This is a genomic window from Aureimonas sp. Leaf454 (assembly GCF_001424685.1).
Classification (GTDB): Bacteria; Pseudomonadota; Alphaproteobacteria; order Rhizobiales; family Rhizobiaceae; genus Plantimonas.
In genome coordinates, this window is record NZ_LMQT01000012.1 from 326,436 (window position 1) to 350,059 (window position 23,624).

Annotated in this window: 22 protein-coding genes; 8 read left to right on the forward strand and 14 right to left on the reverse strand. The window is 66.9% G+C overall.

The features are described from left to right. Window positions 1-15 precede the first annotated feature (15 nt). Complete coding sequence (locus ASG43_RS10350; protein ID WP_056504510.1) at window positions 16-543, reverse strand: transporter suffix domain-containing protein; 528 nt, start codon at window positions 541-543, stop codon at window positions 16-18. 120 nt (window positions 544-663) lie between these two features. On the opposite strand from ASG43_RS10350, the gene ASG43_RS10355 reads away from it, so the two are divergent. After that, window positions 664-1,137, forward strand: coding sequence for a hypothetical protein (locus ASG43_RS10355; protein ID WP_056504032.1), 474 nt, complete (start codon window positions 664-666; stop codon window positions 1,135-1,137). 38 nt (window positions 1,138-1,175) lie between these two features. Here the strand turns inward: ASG43_RS10355 and ASG43_RS10360 are convergent, their stop codons facing one another. Continuing rightward, window positions 1,176-2,441: an alpha/beta hydrolase gene (locus ASG43_RS10360; protein WP_082490808.1), complete on the reverse strand. Its 1,266-nt coding sequence runs from the start codon at window positions 2,439-2,441 to the stop codon at window positions 1,176-1,178. 958 nt (window positions 2,442-3,399) lie between these two features. Here ASG43_RS10360 and ASG43_RS10365 point away from each other — a divergent pair. The 3 genes from ASG43_RS10365 (at window position 3,400) to ASG43_RS10375 (ending at window position 5,625) form a co-directional block, all read left to right on the forward strand. After that, on the forward strand, window positions 3,400-3,834 hold the full coding sequence (locus ASG43_RS10365; RefSeq protein ID WP_056504034.1) for a pyridoxamine 5'-phosphate oxidase family protein: 435 nt from the start codon (window positions 3,400-3,402) through the stop codon (window positions 3,832-3,834). 134 nt (window positions 3,835-3,968) lie between these two features. Further along, a complete protein-coding gene (locus ASG43_RS10370) occupies window positions 3,969-5,009 on the forward strand; it encodes an acyltransferase (RefSeq protein ID WP_056504036.1) in 1,041 nt (346 codons plus the stop codon). 115 nt (window positions 5,010-5,124) lie between these two features. Further along, entirely contained in the window at window positions 5,125-5,625 is a 501-nt protein-coding gene (locus ASG43_RS10375) for a BA14K family protein (protein ID WP_056504039.1), read from the forward strand. Window positions 5,626-5,691: 66 nt separating this feature from the next. Here the strand turns inward: ASG43_RS10375 and ASG43_RS10380 are convergent, their stop codons facing one another. Further along, window positions 5,692-7,518 carry an aminopeptidase P family protein gene (locus tag ASG43_RS10380; RefSeq protein ID WP_056504044.1) on the reverse strand — a complete coding sequence of 609 codons (1,827 nt, stop codon included), beginning with the start codon at window positions 7,516-7,518 and terminating at the stop codon, window positions 5,692-5,694. A gap of 267 nt (window positions 7,519-7,785) precedes the next feature. Here ASG43_RS10380 and ASG43_RS10385 point away from each other — a divergent pair, with 267 nt between their 5' ends. Further along, window positions 7,786-8,004: a hypothetical protein gene (locus tag ASG43_RS10385; RefSeq protein ID WP_056504047.1), complete on the forward strand. Its 219-nt coding sequence runs from the start codon at window positions 7,786-7,788 to the stop codon at window positions 8,002-8,004. Window positions 8,005-8,072: 68 nt separating this feature from the next. Here the strand turns inward: ASG43_RS10385 and ASG43_RS10390 are convergent, their stop codons facing one another. The 4 genes from ASG43_RS10390 to ASG43_RS10400 form a co-directional block, all read right to left on the reverse strand. Further along, window positions 8,073-8,948 (reverse strand): 50S ribosomal protein L11 methyltransferase, encoded by an 876-nt coding sequence (locus tag ASG43_RS10390; RefSeq protein WP_056504050.1) that lies wholly within the window; start codon window positions 8,946-8,948, stop codon window positions 8,073-8,075. A 131-nt stretch (window positions 8,949-9,079) separates the two neighbouring features. Further along, window positions 9,080-9,673, reverse strand: coding sequence for an SCO family protein (locus tag ASG43_RS10395; RefSeq protein WP_056504513.1), 594 nt, complete (start codon window positions 9,671-9,673; stop codon window positions 9,080-9,082). A gap of 94 nt (window positions 9,674-9,767) precedes the next feature. Beyond that, window positions 9,768-9,932, reverse strand: a complete 165-nt coding sequence (locus ASG43_RS22705; protein ID WP_156386625.1) for a hypothetical protein — start codon at window positions 9,930-9,932, stop codon at window positions 9,768-9,770. A 5-nt stretch (window positions 9,933-9,937) separates the two neighbouring features. Further along, window positions 9,938-11,149, reverse strand: coding sequence for an MFS transporter (locus ASG43_RS10400; protein WP_056504054.1), 1,212 nt, complete (start codon window positions 11,147-11,149; stop codon window positions 9,938-9,940). Window positions 11,150-11,306: 157 nt separating this feature from the next. Between ASG43_RS10400 and ASG43_RS10405 the strand changes: the two genes are divergently transcribed. The 3 genes from ASG43_RS10405 to ASG43_RS10415 all read left to right on the forward strand — a co-directional run bounded on the left by ASG43_RS10405 (window position 11,307) and on the right by ASG43_RS10415 (window position 14,519). Beyond that, a complete protein-coding gene (locus ASG43_RS10405; protein WP_056504055.1) occupies window positions 11,307-12,146 on the forward strand; it encodes a MoxR family ATPase in 840 nt (279 codons plus the stop codon). Window positions 12,147-12,237: 91 nt separating this feature from the next. Next, window positions 12,238-13,422 carry a VWA domain-containing protein gene (locus ASG43_RS10410; protein ID WP_056504056.1) on the forward strand — a complete coding sequence of 395 codons (1,185 nt, stop codon included), beginning with the start codon at window positions 12,238-12,240 and terminating at the stop codon, window positions 13,420-13,422. 83 nt (window positions 13,423-13,505) lie between these two features. Further along, window positions 13,506-14,519, forward strand: coding sequence for a Tim44 domain-containing protein (locus ASG43_RS10415; protein ID WP_056504057.1), 1,014 nt, complete (start codon window positions 13,506-13,508; stop codon window positions 14,517-14,519). A 72-nt stretch (window positions 14,520-14,591) separates the two neighbouring features. On the opposite strand, the gene ASG43_RS10420 is transcribed toward ASG43_RS10415, so the two are convergent. The 7 genes from ASG43_RS10420 to lpxC all read right to left on the reverse strand — a co-directional run bounded on the left by ASG43_RS10420 (window position 14,592) and on the right by lpxC (window position 23,352). Beyond that, window positions 14,592-14,888 carry an AzlD domain-containing protein gene (locus tag ASG43_RS10420; RefSeq protein WP_056504058.1) on the reverse strand — a complete coding sequence of 99 codons (297 nt, stop codon included), beginning with the start codon at window positions 14,886-14,888 and terminating at the stop codon, window positions 14,592-14,594. After that, window positions 14,885-15,577 carry an AzlC family ABC transporter permease gene (locus ASG43_RS10425; protein WP_056504062.1) on the reverse strand — a complete coding sequence of 231 codons (693 nt, stop codon included), beginning with the start codon at window positions 15,575-15,577 and terminating at the stop codon, window positions 14,885-14,887. The genes ASG43_RS10420 and ASG43_RS10425 overlap by 4 nt, the downstream gene beginning before the upstream one ends. A 171-nt stretch (window positions 15,578-15,748) precedes the next feature. Then, on the reverse strand, window positions 15,749-16,612 hold the full coding sequence (locus tag ASG43_RS10430; RefSeq protein WP_056504065.1) for a 3'-5' exonuclease: 864 nt from the start codon (window positions 16,610-16,612) through the stop codon (window positions 15,749-15,751). A gap of 55 nt (window positions 16,613-16,667) precedes the next feature. Next, window positions 16,668-19,211: an NAD-dependent DNA ligase LigA gene (gene ligA, locus ASG43_RS10435; protein ID WP_056504066.1), complete on the reverse strand. Its 2,544-nt coding sequence runs from the start codon at window positions 19,209-19,211 to the stop codon at window positions 16,668-16,670. Window positions 19,212-19,341: 130 nt separating this feature from the next. Then, window positions 19,342-21,015: a DNA repair protein RecN gene (recN, locus tag ASG43_RS10440; protein WP_056504067.1), complete on the reverse strand. Its 1,674-nt coding sequence runs from the start codon at window positions 21,013-21,015 to the stop codon at window positions 19,342-19,344. A gap of 161 nt (window positions 21,016-21,176) precedes the next feature. Next, window positions 21,177-22,061, reverse strand: a complete 885-nt coding sequence (locus ASG43_RS10445; protein ID WP_162244708.1) for an outer membrane protein assembly factor BamD — start codon at window positions 22,059-22,061, stop codon at window positions 21,177-21,179. 343 nt (window positions 22,062-22,404) lie between these two features. Then, window positions 22,405-23,352, reverse strand: a complete 948-nt coding sequence (gene lpxC, locus ASG43_RS10450; RefSeq protein WP_156386638.1) for a UDP-3-O-acyl-N-acetylglucosamine deacetylase — start codon at window positions 23,350-23,352, stop codon at window positions 22,405-22,407. Between the last annotated feature and the right edge of the window lie 272 nt (window positions 23,353-23,624).

Consider the following 23,624-nt stretch of genomic DNA (forward strand, 5'->3'; position numbering starts at 1 on the left):
GGTCGGTCATCGGGATCAGCCGACGTCCGGTGCGGGATCGGCCACTCTGGCCGTGCGGATGAAGAGAGAGCGGACCTTTTCCCAGAAGTTGCCGCCGAGCACGAAGATGCTCGCAACCAGCATCAGGTCGCCGAGCAACTGGAGCTGCCAGAGGTTCGGCCGCAGCCCTGGGGCGACCGCGTCGAGATAGGGTTCGAGCCACGCGGTTATGATCGGCAGGCAGAACATGACGAGGCCGATGACGTGTCGTGTCGGGCTGACGATGCCGTCGGCCTTCAGACGGGGCATGTAGCCGCCGATGATGCCCTTCAGTTCCTGGAACCCTGCCTTGCCCATCACGGCGATGGTGAGGAGAAGGATGATCTTGTTGCCGACGAAGATCACTCCGGTGACAGTGGCAACCCTGCTCGGCGACATTCCGGATGCCGCAGCGATCGGGATGAGCAGGACCATCACGATCATCAAGCAGAACAAGGCGACGCCGCATTTGAAGCGCCATCCGCGGCCCGTGGTTTCCGGGCCCGTCGTTGCGTGCGAACTCATGGTCTTTGCCTCCTCGTGGAACTTGCGCATCCGGTGGAATGACGCTTTGTGGACAGGGCATTTGAATCGCACGCAGTCCCGAGTCCGCAGGATTCACGTAGCGAAGCGATGTGAGGGATCATGAAGCGCAGGCGGAACCTGTTCCTCTATGTCTGCGTGCTCGCCGTGCAGACCGCCGCGGCGAGCTTTCTGTTCTGGGTCATCTTTCCCTTGTTCCGACGGATGATCCTTTGGCTCGGAGAACCCCAGGAGATCAGCCCCGTCGTCGACGCGGAGATCCTGCTCGGGGCGCTTCTTCTCAACTGCGCGTACTTCGCCCGGTATCGCTGGATCGAAGTGCGTTCCCCCTTCAGGAGCGCGCTTGTCGGGCATCTTGTTCAGTTCGCCAGCCGGATCAGTTTCTTCTTCGGCGGGACCTTGTTCTCCGCCCTGTTCTTCAGGCACCTGCCAGAGTTGGACAGGCTTCCCTCACTTGAAGAGGCACTGCCGAGAGTTGCCTTGATCCTCTGGGTCCTGTTCGCCCTGTTCTGCTACTCCCTTGAACTCGACCGTCTGGGAAAGGCGATCGAGGAGGGATGTGTGACGGTCGACTGAGCCGTCCAACATGAGCGGGACGGGTTGCATCCGAGGTTTTATGTCGTTGGCTTCGCGTGCTCCGGGACAAGGGGCTGCGAGGGTTCGCTTTCGAGAATGCCTTCGAGCTCACGTCCATCCGTATCGCGGGACATTCCAGTGACGGCGGCATTGGCCGCATCGGTCGGCGCGGTGGCGACCGTCGCCGCCGCGGCGCCGACGGCGGCCGTCGTTCCAGCGACAAGCACCGTCGCCCCCTCCAAGAGACCGATGTCCTTGCCTGACAGGGTCTGACCCTTGGCGAGGCGACCGCCGATGAGCTGGACGATCTCCGGACTCTCCGCGAATTTGCCGTGGTTCAGGCTGTCGGTGGTCTTGAGCTTAGTGAGGTCGACGACGGTAATGCCTGCACGCTCCAGCTTCGACTTGTAGGGCTCGGCCGCCGGGTCGATCCTGCCGAGTCGGTCGACGTTGCCCGATATCAGCCTTGACGCGGCCAATGCCCTGTCGTCCTGGGAAACGAAGATCGTGAACTTGGGGCGCGGCTCGTTCAGCTCCACGAACTGGCGGGCGAACACGTCGACGTCGATGTCGGGCGAGGCGAGGATGACGTTGACGATCTTGGGGTCGACCCGCCCGTCCCGGATCGCCATCTGTCGCAGCGACTCCATCGCGAGCCACGTTCCCATGGAGTGGGCGAGGACGGTGATGTCCTTCACCGAAGGATCCCGCGCCAGGTAGCGCAGCGTGTTCTCGAAGGCGGTCCGCGAGTAGTTCGTGCTCTCCTTGTCGTAGTTGTAGTCTCGCAGCTTGGCCCGTGACGGCCAAGTGAACATGATCGGCGTCACCTCGGCACCGGAGTCGTGAACGATTTGCGCGTACCGGAAGACGGCGTCCTCGTAGGTGTTGTTGAAGCCGTGAACGAACACGAGGGCGTGGCCGCCCTTGCCGTGCCGTCTGAACCAGTCGAGGCCCTCACGTGCACTGGTCATCGCGTTGACGGAGGTCACGGCGAAATCCGTCTCTGGGTTCGGCGGCAGCCGCGCCGGCCATTGAACGTCGCCGATCTTGCGGCCGGAGCCGGCCGGGATCGAGACGGTGATGTCGGTCAGCGACGGCTGCGGACTGCGCTCCCCGTTGAAGAGGGTCGACGGGTTGTTCGACGCCAGACGCGTGGTAGCGACCAGCATCTCGACCTTAGCCGCCGTCGGCGACCGAGAGGAGAAGGTGACGGGCGTCATGACACCCTTGGGGTGCCCTGCGCACGAAGCCGTCATCAGTGCGGCGGTCATGATCGCAAGAGCGCGGGTCCAGGTGAGTGACATTCAGCATGGCCTTCAGGGCAGGCGGGCAATCCGCCGATCCGTTCGGGCTGGAGTGTCGCGGAAGCGTGCCGGGTCCTGAAGTAGGTTACTGTATGTTACGTCGCGCTTACCGGACGAAGGGCAGGGAAATGACGCGCTCGAGTAGGTTCGCTGGCGGGAAGCTGTGCGTGCGAGCGTGTTTCCACTGCGCGGTATCCGTGATGTAGCCGACCTATGGCGAGACAGGCTTGATGTCTGCTTTCTGGAAACGTCGGGTAGGGGCTGGAGGTCTCAGCAGGGTCGATACCGGTCCCCACCGGCTCGGTCGCCATCAAAACTTATCCCCACCCTCCCCGCCTGCCCCTATCCTTCTTCTCACCACCGGCCCACGAGACGGGCGCGAATGATCACCGGGATCGTTCGGGGGCTGGGGGCGGGTCTCGGGAGGAAGCCTTTTTCGGAAAGGCGGAGCCCCTGGGTCCGGATGTTCGCGTCGGCTCTGGGAAACCGGGGTTGCGGGAGAGATCGGCGTAGATCCTGGCGGGCGAAGTCGCCCAAAGTCCAATATGCCCGATCAACGACGCACGAAGCGGGACTGACGCGTGGACGCCGGAGGCGGACCAACCACACCACATACCCCACACCGGAGGGTCTTCCTCCGGCGTCCCGCCGCTCCCCCGAGGACGGCACGAGCATCCCGGCGACCAGCCCGCCGGCTCGATCATCACCCCGGCGCGCCAGCGTGCGGGCGTTTCGGCATGTCCGGACAGGCGACGAGGCAAGGGTTCAGAACGTGCGCCGCCCCCGACGCGCTTGATCTCCCCCCTGGAGGGGGAGATGGCCGGCAGGCCAGAGGGGGCGCCGTCGCGTGCGAGCCGGCAGATCCTCGGCCCGCTTCCCCTGGCTCGCCTCGAGGCCCGTCCGGAGCCGATCCCCGCCTCGCGCGTTGCCCCCCGACGAAACCTGAGAGGACGACATCATGAGCGAGATGACGCTGAACGCCCTGGCGAAGGCCATGAAGGACCTGGACTTCTGCATGCTCTCGACGCGGGCCGCCTCCGGCGACATCGCGGCGCGGCCGATGAGCAACAATGGCGAGGTCGAGTTCGACGGCGACAGCTACTTCTTCACCTACGAGGAGGCCCACACCGTCGCCGACATCGAGCGCGATCCGAAGGTCGGTCTCGGCTTCCAGGGCAAGTCCGGCCTCCTCGGCAAGCCGCCCCTCTTCATCTCCGTCGAGGGCACGGCCGAGCTCATCCGCGACAAGGCGGCCTTCGCCGCGCATTGGACCTCGGACCTCGACTATTGGTTCAAGGACGGGATCGACACGCCGGGCGTCGTCCTCATCAAGGTCCATGCGACCCGCCTTCACTACTGGGACGGGAAGGACGAGGGCGAAGTGAAGCTCTGAGCGGCGCAACCCCCGGCCGGTCTGTGTCGACGCCGATGTCGGGGTGACCGGCGAGACCGGCGAGACCGGCCCAAATCTTAAGCTATATCCGTCAGGGTCGAGGTCTCTCCGTTTTCGTCAAGGCCGTCGTCGCCGTGCTGCTCTCGATCCAGTATCTCCGAGCCGTCGCGGCGATGATGGTGGTCGTGTTCCACGCGGCGGAGGCGTTCGGGCGGCTGGTCGAGCCCGACGAGGCCTTCCGCTTCACGGCGGGACTGGCGGGGGTCGACATCTTCTTCGTCATCTCCGGCTTCGTCATGGGACTGACGACGCAGGGGCGCGATGTCCCGCCGATCGCCTTCCTGCGCAAGCGCATCGTGCGCATCGTTCCGCTCTACTGGCTGCTGACGCTCTTCGTCGCCAATGTCGCGATCGTGCGGCCGGATCTCCTCTCCTCCACGGTCTTCGACGCGCGCCATCTCCTGGCCTCGCTGGTCTTCTGGCCGGTCGTGCATCCCGCCCTGAACGAGATCCTGCCGCTGCTCATTCCCGGCTGGACGCTGAACTACGAGATGGCCTTCTACGTCCTCGTCGCCGTCTCGCTCGTCCTGCCGCGCGCTCTCAGAACCGGCTTCGTGCTTCTCGTCCTCGCCCTCGCCATCGCCAGCCGCGAGCACATTCCCTATCGGCCGGCGACCGATTTCTACACGATGCCGCTGATCTTCGAATTCGGCGCCGGCCTCCTTCTCGCCCGGGCCCATGCCGGGGGATCGGTGGTGCGGCCCGGCGTCGCGCTCTTTGCGATGCTGGTCGGCGCCTTCGCTCTCCTCGCGCTGGCCGGAACCGGCCTCTGGCGCTTCCTCGCCGCCGGCCTGCCCGCCGTGCTCGTGGTGTCCGGTGCGATCTTTCTGGAGCGCGGGCGATCCTTCCCCCGTTGGCGTCTGCCGGTGCTTCTCGGCGACGCCTCCTATTCGATCTACCTGACGCACGCCCTGGCGCTGCCGCTTCTTTCCCAGGGGTGGCGCTCGTTCGGCCTGTCCTCCTCGTTCCAGGGCGAAGTCGCCTTTCTCCTCGTCGCGGTCACGCTTTCGGCGCTCGTCGGCATCGCCGTCCATCTCGCCGTGGAGAAACCGCTTCTCGTCCTCCTCACCCGACCGTCTCACCCCCGCCCCGTCCCTGCCGGGCTCCCGGCCTGATCCGACCGGCGCGTCACGGTTGCGCGATCTCGCCTCCGCACCCGCCCCATTCAGGAACCGTTCAGCCGGCGGGCAGTTAGATCGTTCAATCGAAGGTTTCTCTGAGGAGGCGCGGATGCGCATGTTCAAGTTTCTCGGCGCCAAGGTCATGGCGGTCGCCATCGCCTTGTCTGTCGCGCCGGCCGCGATACCGTCCAACGTGCCGGTCATCGGCGTCTCGCAGGCCCAGGCGCAGTATTATGGCGAAGGCCGGCATTGGCGCGGCGGCGGCGGATGGCGCGGGGATCGCGGCTCCTATCGCGGTGGACGTGGCTACTACCGTGGCGACCGCGGCTATTATCGTCATCACCGCCGGGGCAATGGAGGCGCCGCCATCGCCGGTGCGGTGATCGGCCTCGGTCTCGGCGCCGCCATCGCGAGCGCCAACCAGCCGCGCTACGTCTATCGCGACGCGCCGACCTACTACCGGGCCGCGCCGCGCGCGGTCTATTCCGGGGGCCGCTACGAGCCCTGGTCGCGGGCTTGGTACAATTACTGCTCGGCCCGCTACCGCTCGTTCGATCCCGGCAGCGGCACGTTCCAGCCCTATAACGGCCCCCGGCAGTTCTGCCGCTAAGCCGGTCGACATCGGGCAGTTCAGGGGCAGGAGCCGGCAACGGCTCCTGCCCCATTTTCTGTGACGTCATCCCTGGAGAGGCTGCGTCATCGTCTCCAGCCAGGCTGCGGCGCCCTCTCCCTCCAGCAGCGGCGCGATCGTCCGCCGGACGTCGGCATGGTAGCGGTCCAGCCAGTCCCGCTCGTCTCGCGTCAGGAGCGCCGGATCGATCAGGCGTCGGTCGATGGGAACGAAGGTCAGCGTCTCGAAGCCGAGCATGGCGATGTCGCCGCCGGCGATCGGCTCGGCGGGCAGCGCCAGGATGAGGTTCTCGATGCGGATGCCGAACGCGCCCTCGCGATAATAGCCGGGCTCGTTGGAGAGCATCATGCCCGGTTCGATCGCCACGGCGCCGCGGCGGGAGATCGACTGCGGCCCCTCGTGGACCGACAGATACGAGCCGACCCCGTGGCCCGTCCCGTGCGCATAGTCCAGGCCTGCCTTCCACAGAGCGATGCGCGCGAGCGGATCGAGATCGAGACCGCGCGTGCCCTTGGGAAACCGCGCGGTGGAGATCGCGATCATTCCCTTCAGCACAAGCGTGAAGGCCCGGCGCATATCCTCGGTCGGCACGCCGATCGGTATGGTTCGGGTGATGTCGGTCGTGCCGTCGAGATATTGCGCGCCGGAATCCAGGAGGAAAAGCTCCCCCGCACCGAGCGTTCGGTCGGTGTCGCGATTGACCCGGTAATGCACGATCGCCCCGTTCGGTCCGGAGCCGGAAATCGTGTCGAAGGAAATGTCGCGAAGCGCCATGCCGTCGGCCTCGCCGAAGCGGGATCGAAATGCCTCCAGTCGCTCCGCCGCGGCGATCTCTGTGACGGTTCCGGGAGCCTGTTCGTCGAGCCAGTGGAGGAAGGCGGTCACCGCCGCGCCGTCGCGCCGATGCGCCGCGCGAGAGCCGGCGATTTCCGCCGCGTTCTTGATCGCGCGCGGCAGCCGCGCGGGATCGGCGCCGCGAACGATCCGTCCCCCAGCCCCTTCGACGAGCGTCGCGATCCGAGCCGCGGCCAGGGAAGGATCGAGAAGCACCGCCTTGCCGGCCAGCGCCTTCAGGGACGCCTCGAAATCCTCCGGACGCGCAATCCGGGCGAGGTCGCCGAGATGGTGATCCGCCGGCGAGCCGAGCTTGTCCGCTTCGACGAAGAGTTCGGCCATCTCGCCGCGGTGGAGGACGGCGAAGGCGAGCGGCAGCGGCGTATGCGCGACGTCGGAGCCGCGGATGTTGAAGAGCCAGGCGATGGAGGACGGATCGGTGAGGACGCAGGCGTCCGCCGAGGCCCGCTCCAGTGCTGTCTCGATCTCGGCGAGCTTCTCGCCGGCCGCACGCCCGGCATAGCGCTCGGGATGCACCGATATGGCGCCCTTCGGCGGCGCGGGTCGATCGTTCCAGATCCGGTCGACGGGATTGCCGGACATCTCGACCAGCGATCCGCCGGAGGCTTCCAGCGCGGCCCGCAATCCCGCGATCTCGCCGATCGTGTGCAGCCAGGGATCGACCGCCATCGTCAAGCCCTTGGCCTCCTGCGTCAGGAACTCCGCCAACGGCGTCTCCACCGAGTTCCTGGGTTCGAAGACGTCGAGATCGACCTGATCGCGAACCTGAACGGTGTAGCGGCCGTCGACGAGGATGAACGCACGGTCCTGAAGAACGACGGCGACGCCGGCCGACCCGGAAAAGCCGGTCAGCCAGGACAGGCGGGCGGCGGAGGGCGGGATGTACTCGCCTTGATGTTCGTCAGCCCGCGGCACGACGAAGCCGTCGAGTCCCTCGGCGGCAAGAAGGCGTCGCAACTGCTCCACCCGCCGCGCGCTCTGGCTGAAATCGATCACGTCGTCGAACGACTGGAACATGGACGCGCCTCTTCACGATCGCTGGATCTTCGGCGGCAGCGATACAGCAGCCAGCCCGACCTGCAAACCGGCCGCTCGGTCCGCGCCCTTCTGTGGCCTGTCCCACGCAATGAACGGCAGCATGAACCGGGGATGACCACAGCGCGCTTATTGCAATGCAGCATACGCGGAGGACCTATGCGGAGGCCGGCATGGTGGAGGCCAGCTCCCTCCTCCATATTGACAGCGAGGAGGACGGATTCGAACTCGATCAGCAAGGTATGCCCCATGACCACGACCCAACTCGCAGACCTCCGGGGTCGCCATCGCATCCGTCAGAGCGGACTCGCCCGCTCCCCGTTCGAAGCCACCGTCATGCAGGTTCGCGACCGCCGTTTTCGCCGCACGGTGGCCAGCATCCTGTCCTTCGACGGCGCGGAACGTCTCGACCTCAGCCAGATCGAACGCCGCTCGCTTTTCGATCTCGCCGCTCCCGAGCGCTGCTGAGCCTCCTCCCGGTGGGGTCGCGGGGGGGGGAGGGGGGGGTGGCTCGCCTTCGACGGGTGGAACTCCGTTCAGCGGCTGAGATGCAGGGTCACCCATTCGTCGCGGTGCAAGGTCTCTCGATGATACAGCCCCTGAAGCCGATACGCTGACAGGACGGCGCGTCGCTGGCGCTCCAGAATTCCCGACAGGACGACGTCGCCGCTGGGAGCAAGATGCGCCGCCAGTTTCGGCGCCAGTTCCATCAGCGGACGCGCCAGGATGTTGGCAACGATCAGGTCATAGGGCGCGCGGTCGCCGATGGCCCGTGCCTCGAAACCCTTGGCCACGGCCGCTTCCACGAAGCCTGCCACATGATTGGCGCGAATGTTCTCGCGGGCGACCGCGACCGCGACCGGGTCGATGTCGGTGGCGAGAACGGGAATGCGGGCGAGACGCGCCAGAGCGATGGCGAGCACGGCGCTGCCCGTGCCGAGGTCGAGGGCATGGCCCGGACGACGCCGGCGGACAATCTTGTCGATCATCGCAAGGCACCCCGATGTGGTGCCGTGATGACCCGTGCCGAAGGCCTGACCGGCTTCGATCTCGATGGCGAGATCGTTGGCGCGGACCCGGTGACGATCGTGAGCGCCGTGGACGACGAAACGTCCGGCGCGCACCGGCTGCAGCCCCTCCAGCACCGACTTCATCCAGTCGGTGTCCGGAATGTGCTCGACCTCGATCGACATCGGTTCGAGTTCCGAGAGAGCCGCGGTGACGTCGGGCAGGCGCTCCGCGCCGCCCGCCTCGTCGTCGAAATAGACCGAGACCTCGTAGAGATCGCCCGCCTCGTCGATTTCCGCGACAGCGACCGGCGCGCCTTCGTCCTCGAAGGCTAATTCCCAGCAGGACGAAACACGGTGCGCGACGGCGCGTCCGGCGCGGGTGAAGTAGCGGGTCTGCGTCAAGCGGGCTGTCCTCGAAGGATCGGTCGGCAACGGTCAAGCGAAGCGAGAGAGCAAGCCTCGAGGCCGCGACCTATCACAGGATCACCCGCAGATCACCTCGGGCGGCGTTCGGCGCGAACCGAGCAAGCCCGTCAGAGGCTGGCCAGCCGTTCGAGCTTCTCGTCCGCCGTCTTCGGGTTCTCGCCCCAGGCGATCGTGCCCGCGAAACGACCGGCGGAATCAAGCAGGAAGGTCGAGGCGGTGTGGTCCATCGTATAATCCGCGCCCTCTCCCACCTTGGCGGCATGGACGCCCCAGCCCTTGAGCATATCGGTGATCGCGGCGGGCTCTCCGGTGATGCCGACGATATCGGGCGAGATCGCGCCGACATAGTCCTTCATCACGGCCGGCGTGTCGCGCTCGGGATCGACAGTGACGAAGACGACGTTGAGATCCTTCTTCTCGGCCTTGAGCGCCGCTTTCTTGGCGGCGAGTTCGGACAGCGTCGTCGGGCAGACGTCCGGACAGTGCGTGAAGCCGAAGAAGACGGCCGAGGGCCTGCCGCGAAGCGCCGCCTCGGTGATCACAGCGCCGTTCTGGTCGACGAGCCGGAACGGCGATCCGTAGGCGGCTTCCGGCGATGTCGGCGCGGTCGTGCTCTGGGAGAGATAGACCGCCAGCGTCGCGCCGCAGACAAGCGCGACGACGGCCCAGAGGCCGATGCGGAAGATCTGAGCACCGGTCATGCGAAAGTCCTTCAACGAGCCGGCGCTCCTGAACGCCCGCCGGCCTCCGCGATATAGGGTTGAAAACGCGCTGCGAAAAGCGGCCGATGCCCCGTCAGAAGCAGGTCGCCCAGGCGCCATCGGCCATCGCGAGCCAGAGTCGCTCGCCGTACCGAGCCCACCCCGCCGTTCCCAGCGCCGAGAGAGCACAGAGCGCGACGAAGCCGAGCGTGAAAGCCCCCATCCGCAACCCGTGGAACGTCGGTGATGTCCGATCCATGGGTCTCACTCTACGCGTTGCGAGTTCGGCAGACCAGATGCCCGGTCGCGGCTGCTCGCGAGATAGAGCAGCGCTGCAACGGGAAAGGCGATGCCGATAGCGCAGAGGCCGCGCCAGCCGAACGCTTCGAGGACCGGGCTCGTCAAGGCGGACCCCAGGGCGCCGCCGCAGAAGAAGGTCGCCATGTAGACGGCGTTCATCCGATTGCGCAGCGCCGGTGCAAGCCCCAGAATGTCGCGCTGCCCGATCACGAGATTGGCCTGGACGCCGAGATCGACGAGAATCCCGGCGATCACGAGTGCGACGATCGACGTCGTGCCGAACAGGGCGCAGGAGAATCCCGCTGCGACCGCGAGCATGGCGATGAGCGTGCCGATCCGGCCGTGTCCGCGATCCGCCAGGCGGCCGGCGACCGGAGCAGCGAACACCCCGAGCACGCCCGACAGCGCGAAGAGCGCGACGCCCGCCGCCGTGAAGCGATAGGCCTCGCCGAAGAGGAGCAGCGGCGCCCCGGTCCAGAACATCGAGAAGCTCGCGAAGAGCGCGGCATGGTAGAGCGCCCGTCGTCGCAGCACCGGCTCCGTCGCGAACAAGCGGCCGAGCGAGGCGATCAGCCGAGGATAGCGTTCGCCGCCCTCCGGCCTGCGGCGCGGGAACCAGAGGGTCCCGGCGATGAGAAGAAGGAGGATCAGCCCGGCGGAGGCCGCGAAAACACCACGCCAGCCCAGGATCTCGGCGAGAAAACCCGCCAAGGGTCGTGCCGCGAGGATGCCGGCGAGAAGGCCCGTCACGACGTTGCCGACCACGCGCCCCCGCGCCTCGGGCGGGGCCATGGACGCGGCGAGCGGCACGAGCATCTGTGCGGCCGCCGACGTCACGCCCACGACGAGCATCAACGCGAAGAGCGAGGCGAGGCCCGGCACGAGACTGAGGCCGAGGAGCGCCAGGACGTTCGCCGCCATGGTGCAGAGGATGACACGGCGGTTCTCGAGGATGTCGCCGAGGGGCACGAGCGCGACGAGGCCGATGCCGTAGCCGATCTGCGCGGCGGTCACGATCCAGCTCTCGGCCGAGGGTGCGAGCCCCAGATCCTGTCCGATCAAGGCGACCAGCGGCTGCGCGTAATAGAGATTGGCGGCGAGCGCGCCGCAGGTGAAGGCGAAGAGAACGGTCAGAACGGGCCCGAGAGGCTCGTGTGCGGCGCTGCGATCGATCATGGCGGGGCGTCCTGGCGTCCCGTTCGCGGGAGGGCCTTCCTCCTGCGTATTATCACTGAGATCCGCTCCGTCCTATCGCATGCGCGAAAAGCGGCCACACTTGCCGGCGGCGGAGCGAACCCTATGCTGCGGGTCTGGACGAGAGGAACGAGATCCCATGCGCTTTTCCGGCACCGACGCCTATGTCGCGGGCAAGGACCTGATGGTGGCGGTAAACGCGGCCATCGCGCTGGAGCGCCCGCTCCTCGTCAAGGGCGAACCGGGTACGGGCAAGACCGAGCTCGCCGTTCAGATCGCCGCCTCGCTCGGCCTTCGACTGATCGAATGGAACGTCAAGTCGACGACGAAGGCGAGCCAGGGTCTCTACGAATACGATGCGGTTTCGCGGCTGCGCGACAGCCAGCTCGGCGATGCCCGCGTCGCCGACATTTCGAACTACATCCGCCGCGGCAAGCTCTGGGACGCCTTCGACGCGTCCGAGCGGGTGGTGCTCCTCATCGACGAGATCGACAAGGCCGACATCGAGTTTCCGAACGACCTCCTGCAGGAGCTCGACCGGATGGAGTTCTACGTCTACGAGACCGACCAGACGGTGCGCGCCAAGGTGCGGCCGATCGTCATCATCACCTCCAACAACGAGAAGGAGCTTCCCGACGCCTTCCTGCGCCGCTGCTTCTTCCACTACATCCGCTTCCCCGATTCCGAGACGCTGGAGCGCATCGTGGAGGTTCACCATCCCGGCATCCGGCGCGATCTCCTGCGGGCGGCGCTGACCCAGTTCTACGAGATCCGCGAGCAGCCCGGCCTGAAGAAGAAGCCGTCGACCTCCGAGGCGCTCGACTGGATCCGCCTCCTCGTCTCCGAGGATGTCGACCCCCTCGACCTTCGCGAAAGCTCCTCGAAGATCCTGCCGAAGCTTCATGGTGCGCTTCTGAAGAACGAGCAGGACGTCCATCTCTTCGAGCGTCTGGCGTTCCTGGCGCGACGGAACGCGTGACTTCGGCCGTCGTCCGGCCAGGCGCGACATCCGCGCGGTTCAGGGCGGCGTTCGATGTGACAGCGCGGCTCGGTCGCTCTATCCTCTCGACATGTTCCTGTCGTTCTTCCTCCAGCTGAAGGCCGCCGGCGTGCCGGTGACCTTGCGCGAGCACCTGAGCTTCCTTGATGCGCTCGGTGCCGATCTCGTGACCTTCGACGTCGAGGGCTTCTACTTCCTGGCCCGCGCCAGCCTCGTGAAGGACGAGCGGCATATCGACCGGTTCGACCGCGTCTTCGCCGAAGTGTTCAAAGGCGTGGAGGCCGTCTCGGGCGCGCAGGCGATCGACGCGACCGCCCTTCCCGAGTCCTGGCTCCGCCGGCTGGCGGAGAAGCATCTGACGGAGGATGAAAAGGCGCTCGTCGAGAAACTCGGCGGGTTCGACAAGATCATGGAGGCGCTGAAGGCACGCCTCGCGGAGCAGTCGGGGCGTCATCAGGGCGGATCGAAATGGATCGGGACGGCGGGCACCTCCCCCTTCGGCGCGCATGGCTACAATCCCGAAGGCGTGCGGATCGGCCAGGGCGAAAGCCGGCATCGCCGCGCGGTGAAAGTCTGGGACCAGCGCGAGTTCCGCAACTTCGACGACGGCGTCGAGCTTGGCACGCGCAATCTCAAGATCGCGCTGCGGCGGCTGCGCCGATGGGTGCGCGAGGGCGCGGCGGACGAATTCGACCTCTCCGGCACCATCCGCGCAACCGCCGAGCACGGCTATCTCGACGTCGTCACGCGGCCCGAGCGCCGCAATGCCGTCAAGGTCCTGCTCTTCCTCGATTCCGGCGGCTCGATGGACGATCACGTGCGCGAGGCCGAGGCGCTGTTCTCCGCCGCGCGCTCTGAACTTCGCCATCTCGAGGTCTTCTACTTCCACAATTGCCCCTACGAGCGGCTCTGGACCGACAACCGTCGGCGCGTGGACACGACGGTATCGACGCTCGACGTGATCCGGACCTTCGGCGCGGACCACCGGGCGATCTTCGTCGGCGATGCCTCGATGAGCCCCTATGAGCTCGCGGTTCCCGGCGGCTCGGTGGAGCATTGGAACGAAGAGCCCGGTGCGGTCTGGCTGGAGCGCCTCCGCGCGAAATGGCCCCGATCGGTCTGGATCAATCCCGTCCCCCGGGATCATTGGGACGGGACGGCCTCCATCGGACTCGTTCGCCGGGCTTTCGAGGACCGCATGTTCACGATGACATTGAAGGGACTCGAGGAGGCGATCGGACAGTTGGCGCGCTAGATAAATCGACGCCGGCGTCTCACAATCGAAAGCTTCTATCCCTAAATGACGATCGTAGGATTGCATCAAAGGGGAGACACCGCATGCTTTCGTCCCGAACCTTCCGGTTCGCCAGCCTCTACGCCGGCCTGGTCATGGCCTTCTCCATGGTCGCCGTCGATCATGCCGATGCACGGCGGGGCGGAAGCTTCGGCAGCCGCGGCGGGCGCACCTTCCAATCTGCTCCGGCGACGAACACGGCGCCACGGACCGTCGCGCCTGTCGAGCGCTCGATGACTCCGAATGCCGGCCCGGCCTCGACGGCGGCCAATCGCAACGCGGCCGGTGCCCAGCGCCCGGGCTTCATGAACGGCTTCGGTGGGTCGCTGCTGCGCGGCCTTGCGATCGGAGGCCTTTTCGGCCTGCTGCTCGGTCACGGATTCGGCGGCATGGCCGGCTTCATGGGCCTCCTCCTTCAGGTTCTTCTCATCGGCGGCGCGATTTGGCTCGTCATGCGCTTCATGCGGTCGCGCTCGGCCTCGCAGCCGGCCATGGCCGGCATGGGCAATTCGATGAATCGTTCGGGCTACCAGCCATCGAATGCGCCTCAGGCGAATGCACCTCGTGCATCCGGCGGTGGGCTCGGCGGACTCGGCGGGCTTGGAGCCGGCCTTGGTGGACGTTCGAACGCAGCTCGGGGCGGCAATCCCGACGAACTCGGTATCCGGCCGGATGACTTCGACACGTTCGAGAGGATCCTGGGCGAGGTCCAGAGCGCTTATGGCCGGGAGGATTACGGGACCCTGCGCCGGCTGGCGACGCCGGAAATGATGTCCTACCTTTCCGAGGAACTCGGCTCGAACGCCTCGAAGGGTCTTCGCAACGACGTGTCCGACGTCCGCCTTCTCCAGGGCGACCTTGCCGAGAGCTGGCGCGAAGGCAGCCGCGACTATGCGACCGTCGCGATGCGCTATTCCTCGGTGGATGCCACGGTCGAGCGTTCGACCGGCCGAGTGGTCGACGGCGATGCGACTGCGCCCAGCGAAAGCACGGAGATCTGGACCTTCGTGCGCGACAATCGGGGCCCCTGGCAGCTTTCGGCCATCCAGGAAGCCTGACGCTCCGCGCCGTGCCAAAGACCGATTTCGACGGGCGCCGTTCACGGCGCCCGTTTTCGTTTCGGGCGGCGGTCAGAAGCCCAGCGCGCGGGCCGCGACGACGAAGCCGGTGCCGAGCCCGACCGTCGCGATCAGGGGAAAGCGGAGCGACAGGAGCGCGGCGAGAACAATGCCGATCCGCTCCGGCCAGGCGCCGCTCACGAGCGTCGGCACGACGATTGTCGTGATGACGGCGGCCGGCACGGCGTTCAAAGCCGCTTCGAGGCGCGGGGGAATGCGTTCGAAGCGGGTGAGGATGAGATGTCCGCTGACGCGCGTGACATAGGTGAGGAGGCCGCCCCAGAGGGCGATCCACCAGATGTCACTCATGTCGCCTCTCCCGCCGGCGTCGGCTTCAGGACGGCATACAAGATGCCGCCGAAGGCACCGAGCGTGATGTGCCAGGGGGCTCCGAGCGTTACGTAGATCAGGGCCGAGGCAATGCCGCTGGCGAGCACGATGGGCAGGAAGTTCGCCCGGGTGCGAAAGGCCATCAGCAGCGTCAGGAAGTAGATCGGCAACACGAAATCGAGGCCGGCCGCATGGGGGTCCTCGATCAGGCCGCCGAAGATCGCGCCGATCGCGGATGCCCCCAGCCAGGTGACATAGAGAATGATGTTGTAGGTGAAGTAGAACGTCTTCGTCAGCGGCCGTTCGGCGGCCCTCGCCTCGGCCGAGCCGAAGGAGGGATCGGTCAGGAGGAAGAAGGCGAGCGCCTTTTCGACGGGGGAGAAGCGCTGGAGATGGCGCCCGATCGACGCGGAATACAGCACGTGCCGGAAGTTCAGCGCGAAGACCGAGACGATCACCACCCAGAGCGGAGAGCCGAGCCCGATCATCTGGATCGCCGCCAATTGGCTGGCGCCGGCGAAGATCGTGGCGGACAGGCCGAGCGTCTCGGCGATCGTCAACCCCTGCCCCGCCGCGACCGTTCCGTAGACCGCGCCGAACGGCACGGTCACGACGAGAACGGGCAGGATCTCCCGCAAGGCCGCACGGGCTTCGCTCGATGCGGTCATGCCAGACAGAACTCCGATGCAACGATCGTTCGAGCCTTACGGGCCTCGCCCCGCGAAGCCAAGCGGATCGATGCACAGGCGAGAAGATTTCGCGCAAGCCATCAACGGCTTGAATGGATGTCATGAGGTCCGGGAATGAACCTGAGGCCTCGAAGCCCCGCCGGGACCTCGTCAGGAGACCGCAACGGCGGCAAAGAGCGCGACGACCTGCTTCAACTGCGCCTCGTCTCCGGAAATGACGTTGCGCCGGTCGCCTTTCATCAAGCCTTTGACGTGGCGGCAGAGGGTTTGAAACCGACCGGCGGGACAGGAACAGCGAAGGGACGGCCGACCCTCGCGGCCGGTCACGAGATCGACGTCGTACGGCGTTCCCGTGCTGCCGCGCACCACGAAGCGGCCCGCGGGCGGCAGCTCCGATCGACCGCGAGCCAGAAGCGCGCGTTCCGCTATGCCGCCGGCCTTGCCGACCGGGGAAGCGACTTGCGGCGCGTGAGAGCGCCGAAGGCCGGTCGAGCGCGCGAGATCCGCGACATCGTCGACCTCTGCCGCGCGAACGCCTTCGAGTGCGATCGCGGCACAGGCCAGCGCATCTTCCCCGGCATGGTGATGGCGAAAGCGCACGCCGAAGCGCCGGGCCATGGTGGACAGCTTGTGGTCGGGCGAATCCGGCCAGAAGCGGCGCGAGAGCTGGACCGTGCAGATCGATGCGTGGGCCGGGCGCGCGAGCCCGTAGAGCGCCAGCGTCTGAGCCAGAACCGCGACGTCGAAGCTCGCATTGTGGGCAACGAGAAGCGCGCCGTCGAGATCGCTCGCGAAGGTCTCGAAGACATCCGGAAACTCCGGCGCGTCGCGCACGTCGTCCGGCCGGATGCCGTGGACGCGGATGTTGCCGGCATCGAACCGGAGCTCGCGGGGACGGATCAGATGATAGGCGCGGCGCGTCACCGCTCCGCCCTCGATGAAGGCGAGTCCGATCGCGCAGGGGCTGGCGCGCGAGGCGTTCGCGGTCTCGAAGTCGATGGCGATGACGGTCATGACGTCCCTCCCGGCGGATGCTGTCCCGTCGCGGGAACGGACGAGGACCGATGAATCAGGACGCGCCGATCATGTCCAGCCATTCGTCCTCGGAGATCACCCTGACGCCGTTATCCCGCGCCTTGTCGAGCTTGGAGCCGGCGCCCGGCCCGGCGACGACGAGATCGGTTTTCTTCGACACCGATCCCGCAACCTTGGCGCCGAGGCCTTCGGCGGTGGCCTTGGCGGCGTCCCGCGTCATCTTCTCCAGCGAGCCGGTGAAGACGACGGTGAGGCCTGCGACGGGCGAGCCCTCGGTCTTCGGGCGGGCGAGAACCTGCGTGGACACACCGGCTGCGAGGAGCGCCTCGACCGCCTCGCGGTTGTGGGCCTCCTCGAAGAAATGGATCAGCGAAAGCGTCGCGACGGTGCCGATATCGCCGGCGGACGTCAGCGCAAGGAAGTCCGCCCCCGGCGCCTGCGCCTTGGCGCGACCGATCGCCTCGCGGAAACGGTCCGCGTCCTCGTAGCGCTCGCGAAGGGCGACGCGCTGGTTCGACTTCAACGCGAGCGATGCATCGCGGAACGGGTCCCAGTCGGGATCGCCGAGGGTTGCGGACTCGACCGCCATCATGCGCTCGAACGTGCCGCCGCCGATCGTGCGAAGAGCCGAAAGTTCCGCCCAGTCCTCTCCGGGCCGTTGGGACGCCGCGGCATCGACGCCGGCGAGAAGCGCGGGGACATCGGGGAAATGCCGGGCCAGGGCCTTGGCCGTCGTCTCGCCGATGTCGGGTATGCCGAGCGCGAAGATGAAGCGGTCGAGCGAGACCGTGCGGCGCGCGGCGATGCCGGCGAGAAGGTTCTCGATGGCCTTCGTGGTCTCGCCCTTTTTCGGTGTCCTCTCCGGCCCCTTGTCCGGCGACGACTTGCCCTCGGCCCGACGGCGCGCCTCCGAAAGGGCCTGCCGCCGAGCTTCGAGCGCGTCTCGCAGGGGCTCGAAGGTCAGGCGGAAGATATCGGCCGGCTGGCGCAGCAGGCCGGCGTCGAAGAGCGTCTCGATATAGGTCTCGCCGAAGCCCTCGATATCGAAGGCGGTGCGCGAGACGAAATGCTTCAGCCCCTCTTTGCCCTGCGCGGGACAGGTGAGGCCCGCCGTGCAGCGGCGCACCGAGTCCGGTCGGCCCGTCCGGGGATTGATTTCCCGCACAGCCCGGGAGCCGCAGACCGGGCAGTGATCTGGAAAGCGAAAGGGTTCGGCATCGGCAGGACGCTTCTCCACGAGGACGTCCACGACCTGCGGGATGACGTCGCCGGCTCGCTGGATGACGACGGTGTCGCCGATCCGCACGTCGCGCCCGCCGCGGATCTCGCCGCCGTCGGCATCGCGGCCGGCGATGTAATCCTCGTTGTGGAGCGTGACGTTGGAGACGACGACGCCGCCGACCGTAACCGGCGTCAGCCGGGCGAGCGGCGCGAGCTTGCCGGTCCGTCCCACATTGATGTCGATCGCCTCGACGACCGTGGTCGCCTTCTCGGCCGAAAACTTGTGCGCGATGGCCCAGCGCGGCGAGCGCGAGACGAAACCCAGATCCTCTTGCAGGCCGAGGTCGTCGACCTTGTAGACGACGCCGTCGATATCGTAGCCGAGGCGCGCTCGATCCTCCTCGATCGCGTGGTAATGCTCCAGAAGCCCCTCGACGTCCTCGAAGCGCCGCATGAGGGAATTGACGGCGAATCCCATCCGTCCCAGCGCCTCCACGATCTCGGTCTGGGTCTCGCCCGGCAGCTCGCTCGCCTCCCCCCAGGCATAGGCGAAGAAGCGCAAGGGACGCGCACGGGTGACGTTCGGGTCCTTCTGGCGCAGCGAGCCGGCCGCCGCGTTCCGGGGATTGGCGAACTGACGGATCTTCCGCCCCCCGGCGGCACCCGCCTCGCCCGCCGCGGCACCGCCGTCCGGTTCCTCGGCGCTGCCGGTTCCCCCCAGCGCCTCGTCGGGGACGGCTTCCGGCGTTGCGCCGGCGAGGCGCGCGTTGAGGGCGGCGAAATCGGCATGGGTCATGTAGACCTCGCCGCGCACCTCGAAGACGTCCGGCTTCCAGCCGCTGAGACGATGGGGAATGTCGCCGATCGTCAGGGCGTTGCGCGTGACGTCCTCGCCGACCGCCCCGTCGCCGCGCGTCGCCGCCGATACGAGCTCGCCCTTCTCGTAGCGCAGCGACAAGGAGAGGCCGTCGATCTTCGGTTCGGCCGTGATCGCCAGCGGATCGGCCTCGCCGAGGCCGAGGAAGCGCCGGACGCGCCGGGCGAAATCGGCGACGTCCTCGTCGGTGAAAGCGTTGTCCAGCGAGAGCATGGGCCGGGCATGGCGGATCTTGGCGAACTTCGCGGACGGCGCCACGCCGACCTTCAGCGACGGAGAATCCGCCCGGACCAGATCGGGAAACTGCCGTTCGATCTCGATGTTGCGACGGCGCAACGCGTCGTATCCCGCATCCGAGATCGAGGGGGCGTCGTCTTCGTAATAGCGTCGGTCGTGCTCGGCCATCTCGGCGGCGAGGCGGGCGAGTTCGACGCCGGCTTCCGCCCGGCTCAGCGATTCGACGGGCTTGGTGTCGGACATGGTCGTGGTTGGCATGGGTGGCATGGGCCGTTCTGATGCGGATGCGAGATGCCGCATCTCCTACCAGACGCGCCGCGTGTCGGCCATTCCGGACGTCCCGCCGAGATCCCGAGACGGGCAACGGATGCGATCAGGCGCCATGCCCGATCAGCCGGGCGGCGGCCGCGCGCGCCTCGTCCGTTACGCTCTCGCCCGCCAGCATGCGCGCGATCTCCTCGGTGCGGATCGTCTCCTCGATCCGCACGACCCGCGTCGCGAGGCGTTCGTCGCCCGGCCGCGTCTCGGTCTTGGAGATCAGGAGATGCGTCGTCGCACGGGCGGCGACCTGGGGTGCATGGGTGACGGAGAGGACCTGGACACGGGTGGCGAGACGCGCGAGGCGACGCCCGATCGCGTCGGCCACCGCGCCGCCGACGCCGGTGTCGATCTCGTCGAAGACGAGCGTCGGCGCAGAGCCCTTGTCGGCGAGCGCGACCTTCAGCGCGAGGAGGAAGCGCGACAACTCGCCGCCGGACGCGACCTTCATCATCGGCCCGGCACGGGTGCCGGGATTGGTGCGGACCCAGAACTCCACCGTGTCGAAGCCGGCGGCGGACGGGCTCTCCGGATCGGACGACATCTCCACGATGAAGGCCGCACGTTCGAGTTTCATGTCGGGTAGCTCGGCCATGACGGCGGCTTCGAGGTGCTTGGCGACCTCCGCGCGCTTGGCCGAGAGTTCGGCCGCCAGTCCGTCGAAGCGCCTGCGTTGTTCCAGCACCTCCGCTTCCAGCTTCGACAACCGCTCCTCGCCGGCATCGAGATCGGCGAGATCGCCGATCATCTGCGCGGCGAGATCAGGCAGCGCGTCGACCGGTCGGGAGTATTTCCGGCCGGCGGCCCGCAGCGCGAAGAGCCGCTCCTCGCAATCCTCCAGCGCGCGCGGATCGAACTCCAGGCTCCGCAACGCCGATTGCAGGCTCATCTGGACGTCGGACAGGGCGTCGATCGCCGAGTCCAGCCGCTCGATCGCTTCGTCGAGAAGGCCCGGCAATTCGTCCTTCTTCCGGTCGAGGCGCTTCAGGAGCCCCGCGAGCGAGGGAATCGGCGAAGCGTGGCCGGCCAGTTCCTCATGCGCGTCGTTGACGTCGGTCGCGATCTTCTCCGAGCGCATCATCACCTGCCGGCTCGCGGCGAGCTCCTCTTCCTCCCCCGCGATCGGCGCGAGTTCGGACAACTCCTCCACGGCGGCTCGCAGATAATCCGCCTCCCGCGCGGCGGCCTCGACCTTGGCGCGGTGGCGGACCAGTTCGGCCTCGGACTTCTTCCAGGCGGCATGGGCGGCGGAGACCGCCTCCGCCTCGGTGCGCAGGCCGCCATACTCGTCGAGAAGGCGGCGATGAGCCTCGGCATCGACCAGGGCGCGGTCGTCGTGCTGGCCATGGATCTCGACCAGCGTAGCGCCGATCTCGCGCATCAGGGACACACTCGAGGGCCGGTCGTTGATGAAGACGCGGCTGCGCCCGTCCGCGCTCTGGATGCGGCGCAGGATCAGATCGCCGTCGTCGTCGAACCCGTTCGCGACCAGCGCCCGGCGGGCGGGATGGGCGGATGGCAGATCGAAGACCGCCGATATCTCGCCCTGCTTGGCGCCATGGCGCACGAGGCCGCCATCGCCGCGCCCACCGAGGGCCAGCGACAGCGCATCGAGGAGAATCGACTTGCCGGCGCCGGTCTCGCCCGTCAGCACGGAGAGGCCATCCCCGAGATCGAGATCGAGGCGTTCGATGAGGACGATGTCGCGGATCGCGAGATGGACGAGCATGAGTTATCGCTATGAGGGCCGGTCGGGGACGACCGGTCGGTCGGTCGGCGCGGTCGCCAACACATAGGGCTTCCGGCGCATCGACGCGAGGGCACCACCAACGCGAAAAGCCGGAGCGTCGCCGCTCCGGCCATCGGTCACGTTCCCGTCGTGGATCGCCGTCACGCGCCGCCGGTGATCGCCTTGGTCGCCTTGGCGAACCACGAGTCGGACGTGCCCGCGCGCGGCTCGAGACCGTTCGTCTGCAGGAGCGCGTAGGAGTCCTTGTACCACTCCGAATCCGGGAAGTTCTGGCCGAGCACCGAGGCCGAGGCCTGGGCCTCTTGCGACAGGCCCATGGCGTAGTAGGACTCGGTCAGGCGCGCGAGCGCTTCCTCGACATGGCGGGTGTTCGGATAGGTGTCGACGACGGTCTTGAAGCGGTTGATCGCGGCCAGATACTCGCGACGCTCGAGATAGTAGCGGCCGACCTGCATCTCCTTGCCGGCGAGCTGGTCGCGCGTCACACGGATCTTGGCGCGCGCATCCTCGGCATATTCGGATTCGGGGTAGCGGTCGACGACCTCCTGCATGGCCGCGAAGGCGCGCGCCGTCTCCTTCTGGTCGCGGGTGACGTCCGGGATCTGGCGGAAATAGGACAGGCCGATGATGTACTGCGCGTAGGCCGCTTCGTCCGTTCCGGGATAGGTCGTGAGATAGCGGCGGGCCGAGGTCACCGCTTCCTCGAAGTCGCCGTTGCGATAGCTGGTGAAGGCCCGCATGACGAGCGCCTTGCGCGCCCATTCGGAATAGGGATGCTGGCGATCGATCGCCTCGAACTTCTTGGCGGCCTCGCCGAGGCGACCGCCCTCCAGATTGGCGAGACCCTGGTTGTAAAGGACGTCGGCCGGTTCGGTCTCGGCCGCCAGCGCGAGCACATCGACGTCGTCGTCGTCCCCGCCGAAGGACATGCAGCCGCCGAACGAGAGGGAACTCGCGACGAGGGCCAGGCACAGAGACCGGCGAAGGACGGACGCATTGGCGCGCTTGGACGGCATGTGACGCATGGTGACGCTTCCCCTCGGACCCCCGAATTCCGGCTGGCCGGAGCTTGGGATGATGCAAAGGTCCCTGCGGTCCCTTGGATCACCCATTGCTCTAGATCAGACCACCGGAGCCTGCAACGCGCAGAAGGGCATTCAACAAGCCTTTTTTAAGGCGATGGTGTATGCGCGCGCTCGCCATGCGAAGACGAGGGAAGTGGAGTCGCCGATTTGGCAAAGTCGGGCCAAGTCGAGCCCGTGCCGTTGCTTGGCCGCAACAGGAACGATCGAAATGCAGGCGGCTCGCGATGCGATTCCTGAATGCCGCGCACCGGATCGGGGCACGCCCGTTCGAAGTCCCGCTCGATCAGAGCGTCTGCGGGCCGTAAGCCGGAGCCGCGACCGCGGCGGTGATCAAGGGGGAGTGGCGGGCGATCTCGCGGCGACGGGTCGGAACCTCGACGATCTCGTAGGCCGTGTGGTCGGCCAGAAGAGCCTGGAGCGCCAGCGCGTTGACCTTGTGGCCGCCGCGATAGGAGCGATAGCAGCCGAGGATGCGCGCACCGGCCAAAGCCTGATCGCCGACGGCATCCAGCGCCTTGTGGCGCACGAACTCGTCCACGAAGCGAAGCCCGTCGGAATTGATGATGCGATCGTCGTGACCGATCACGACGGAATTCTCGAGCGAGGAACCCAGCGCATGGCCGGACGCCCAGAGACGCTCGACGTCCTTCATGAAGCCGAAGGTGCGGGCGCGGGCGAGTTCGTCGCGAAAGACAGCGGGCGTGAGGTCGCCGGCGAAGATCTGACGCCCGATCGTGGGCGAGGCGAAATCGATCTCGACCTCGAAGCGCGTGCCCTCGTGCGGACGATATTCCGCGAAGGCGCCGCCGACATCGACGCGAACGGCCTTCAGCACGCGGATGTAGCGACGCTTCGCGGCCTGGCGCATCAGGCCGACGTTTTCGATCGCCTCCACGAAAGCGGCCGAACAGCCGTCCATGATCGGAACCTCGTTGGCGTCGATCTCGACGATGACGTTGTCGACGCCCATGGCGTAGAGCGCCGCCATCAGATGCTCGATCGTCGCCACATGAACGCCACGCAGATCGCCGATGATCGTCGACAGGTCAGTGGCGGGCACGTTCGAGGAGAGCGCGCGGATTTCGTGGGGGAGACCACGGCCCGCACCGAAAACGTGAAAGATGATGCCCGTGCCGGCCTCGGCGGGGACGAGGGAGAGTTGCACGGGGTTGCCGCTGTGGACGCCAACGCCATGGACATCGATCCGTGCGCCGATCGTCTGCTGGTGCATCAACACGATGGGAAGTCCTTCCTGACCGAGCCTTGGCGCGGCGAACCCGCAGAAACCCTGCAACGTCGCCTGCGATGAAGGCCTTCGACCCCTGGCATCAGCCCCCTCCCCAGGACGACTGAAGCGTCGATACGCCCGTTCTCAACTGCCCTTGCAAACTAGGTGCAGAGATCGTTTCCAACAAATCACGGATTCTTACCCGTTGTTACCGGGACACAGTCGACGCCGGCGGAAACGTCATTGAAGAGAATATGTTAACAAAAAAGCCCACC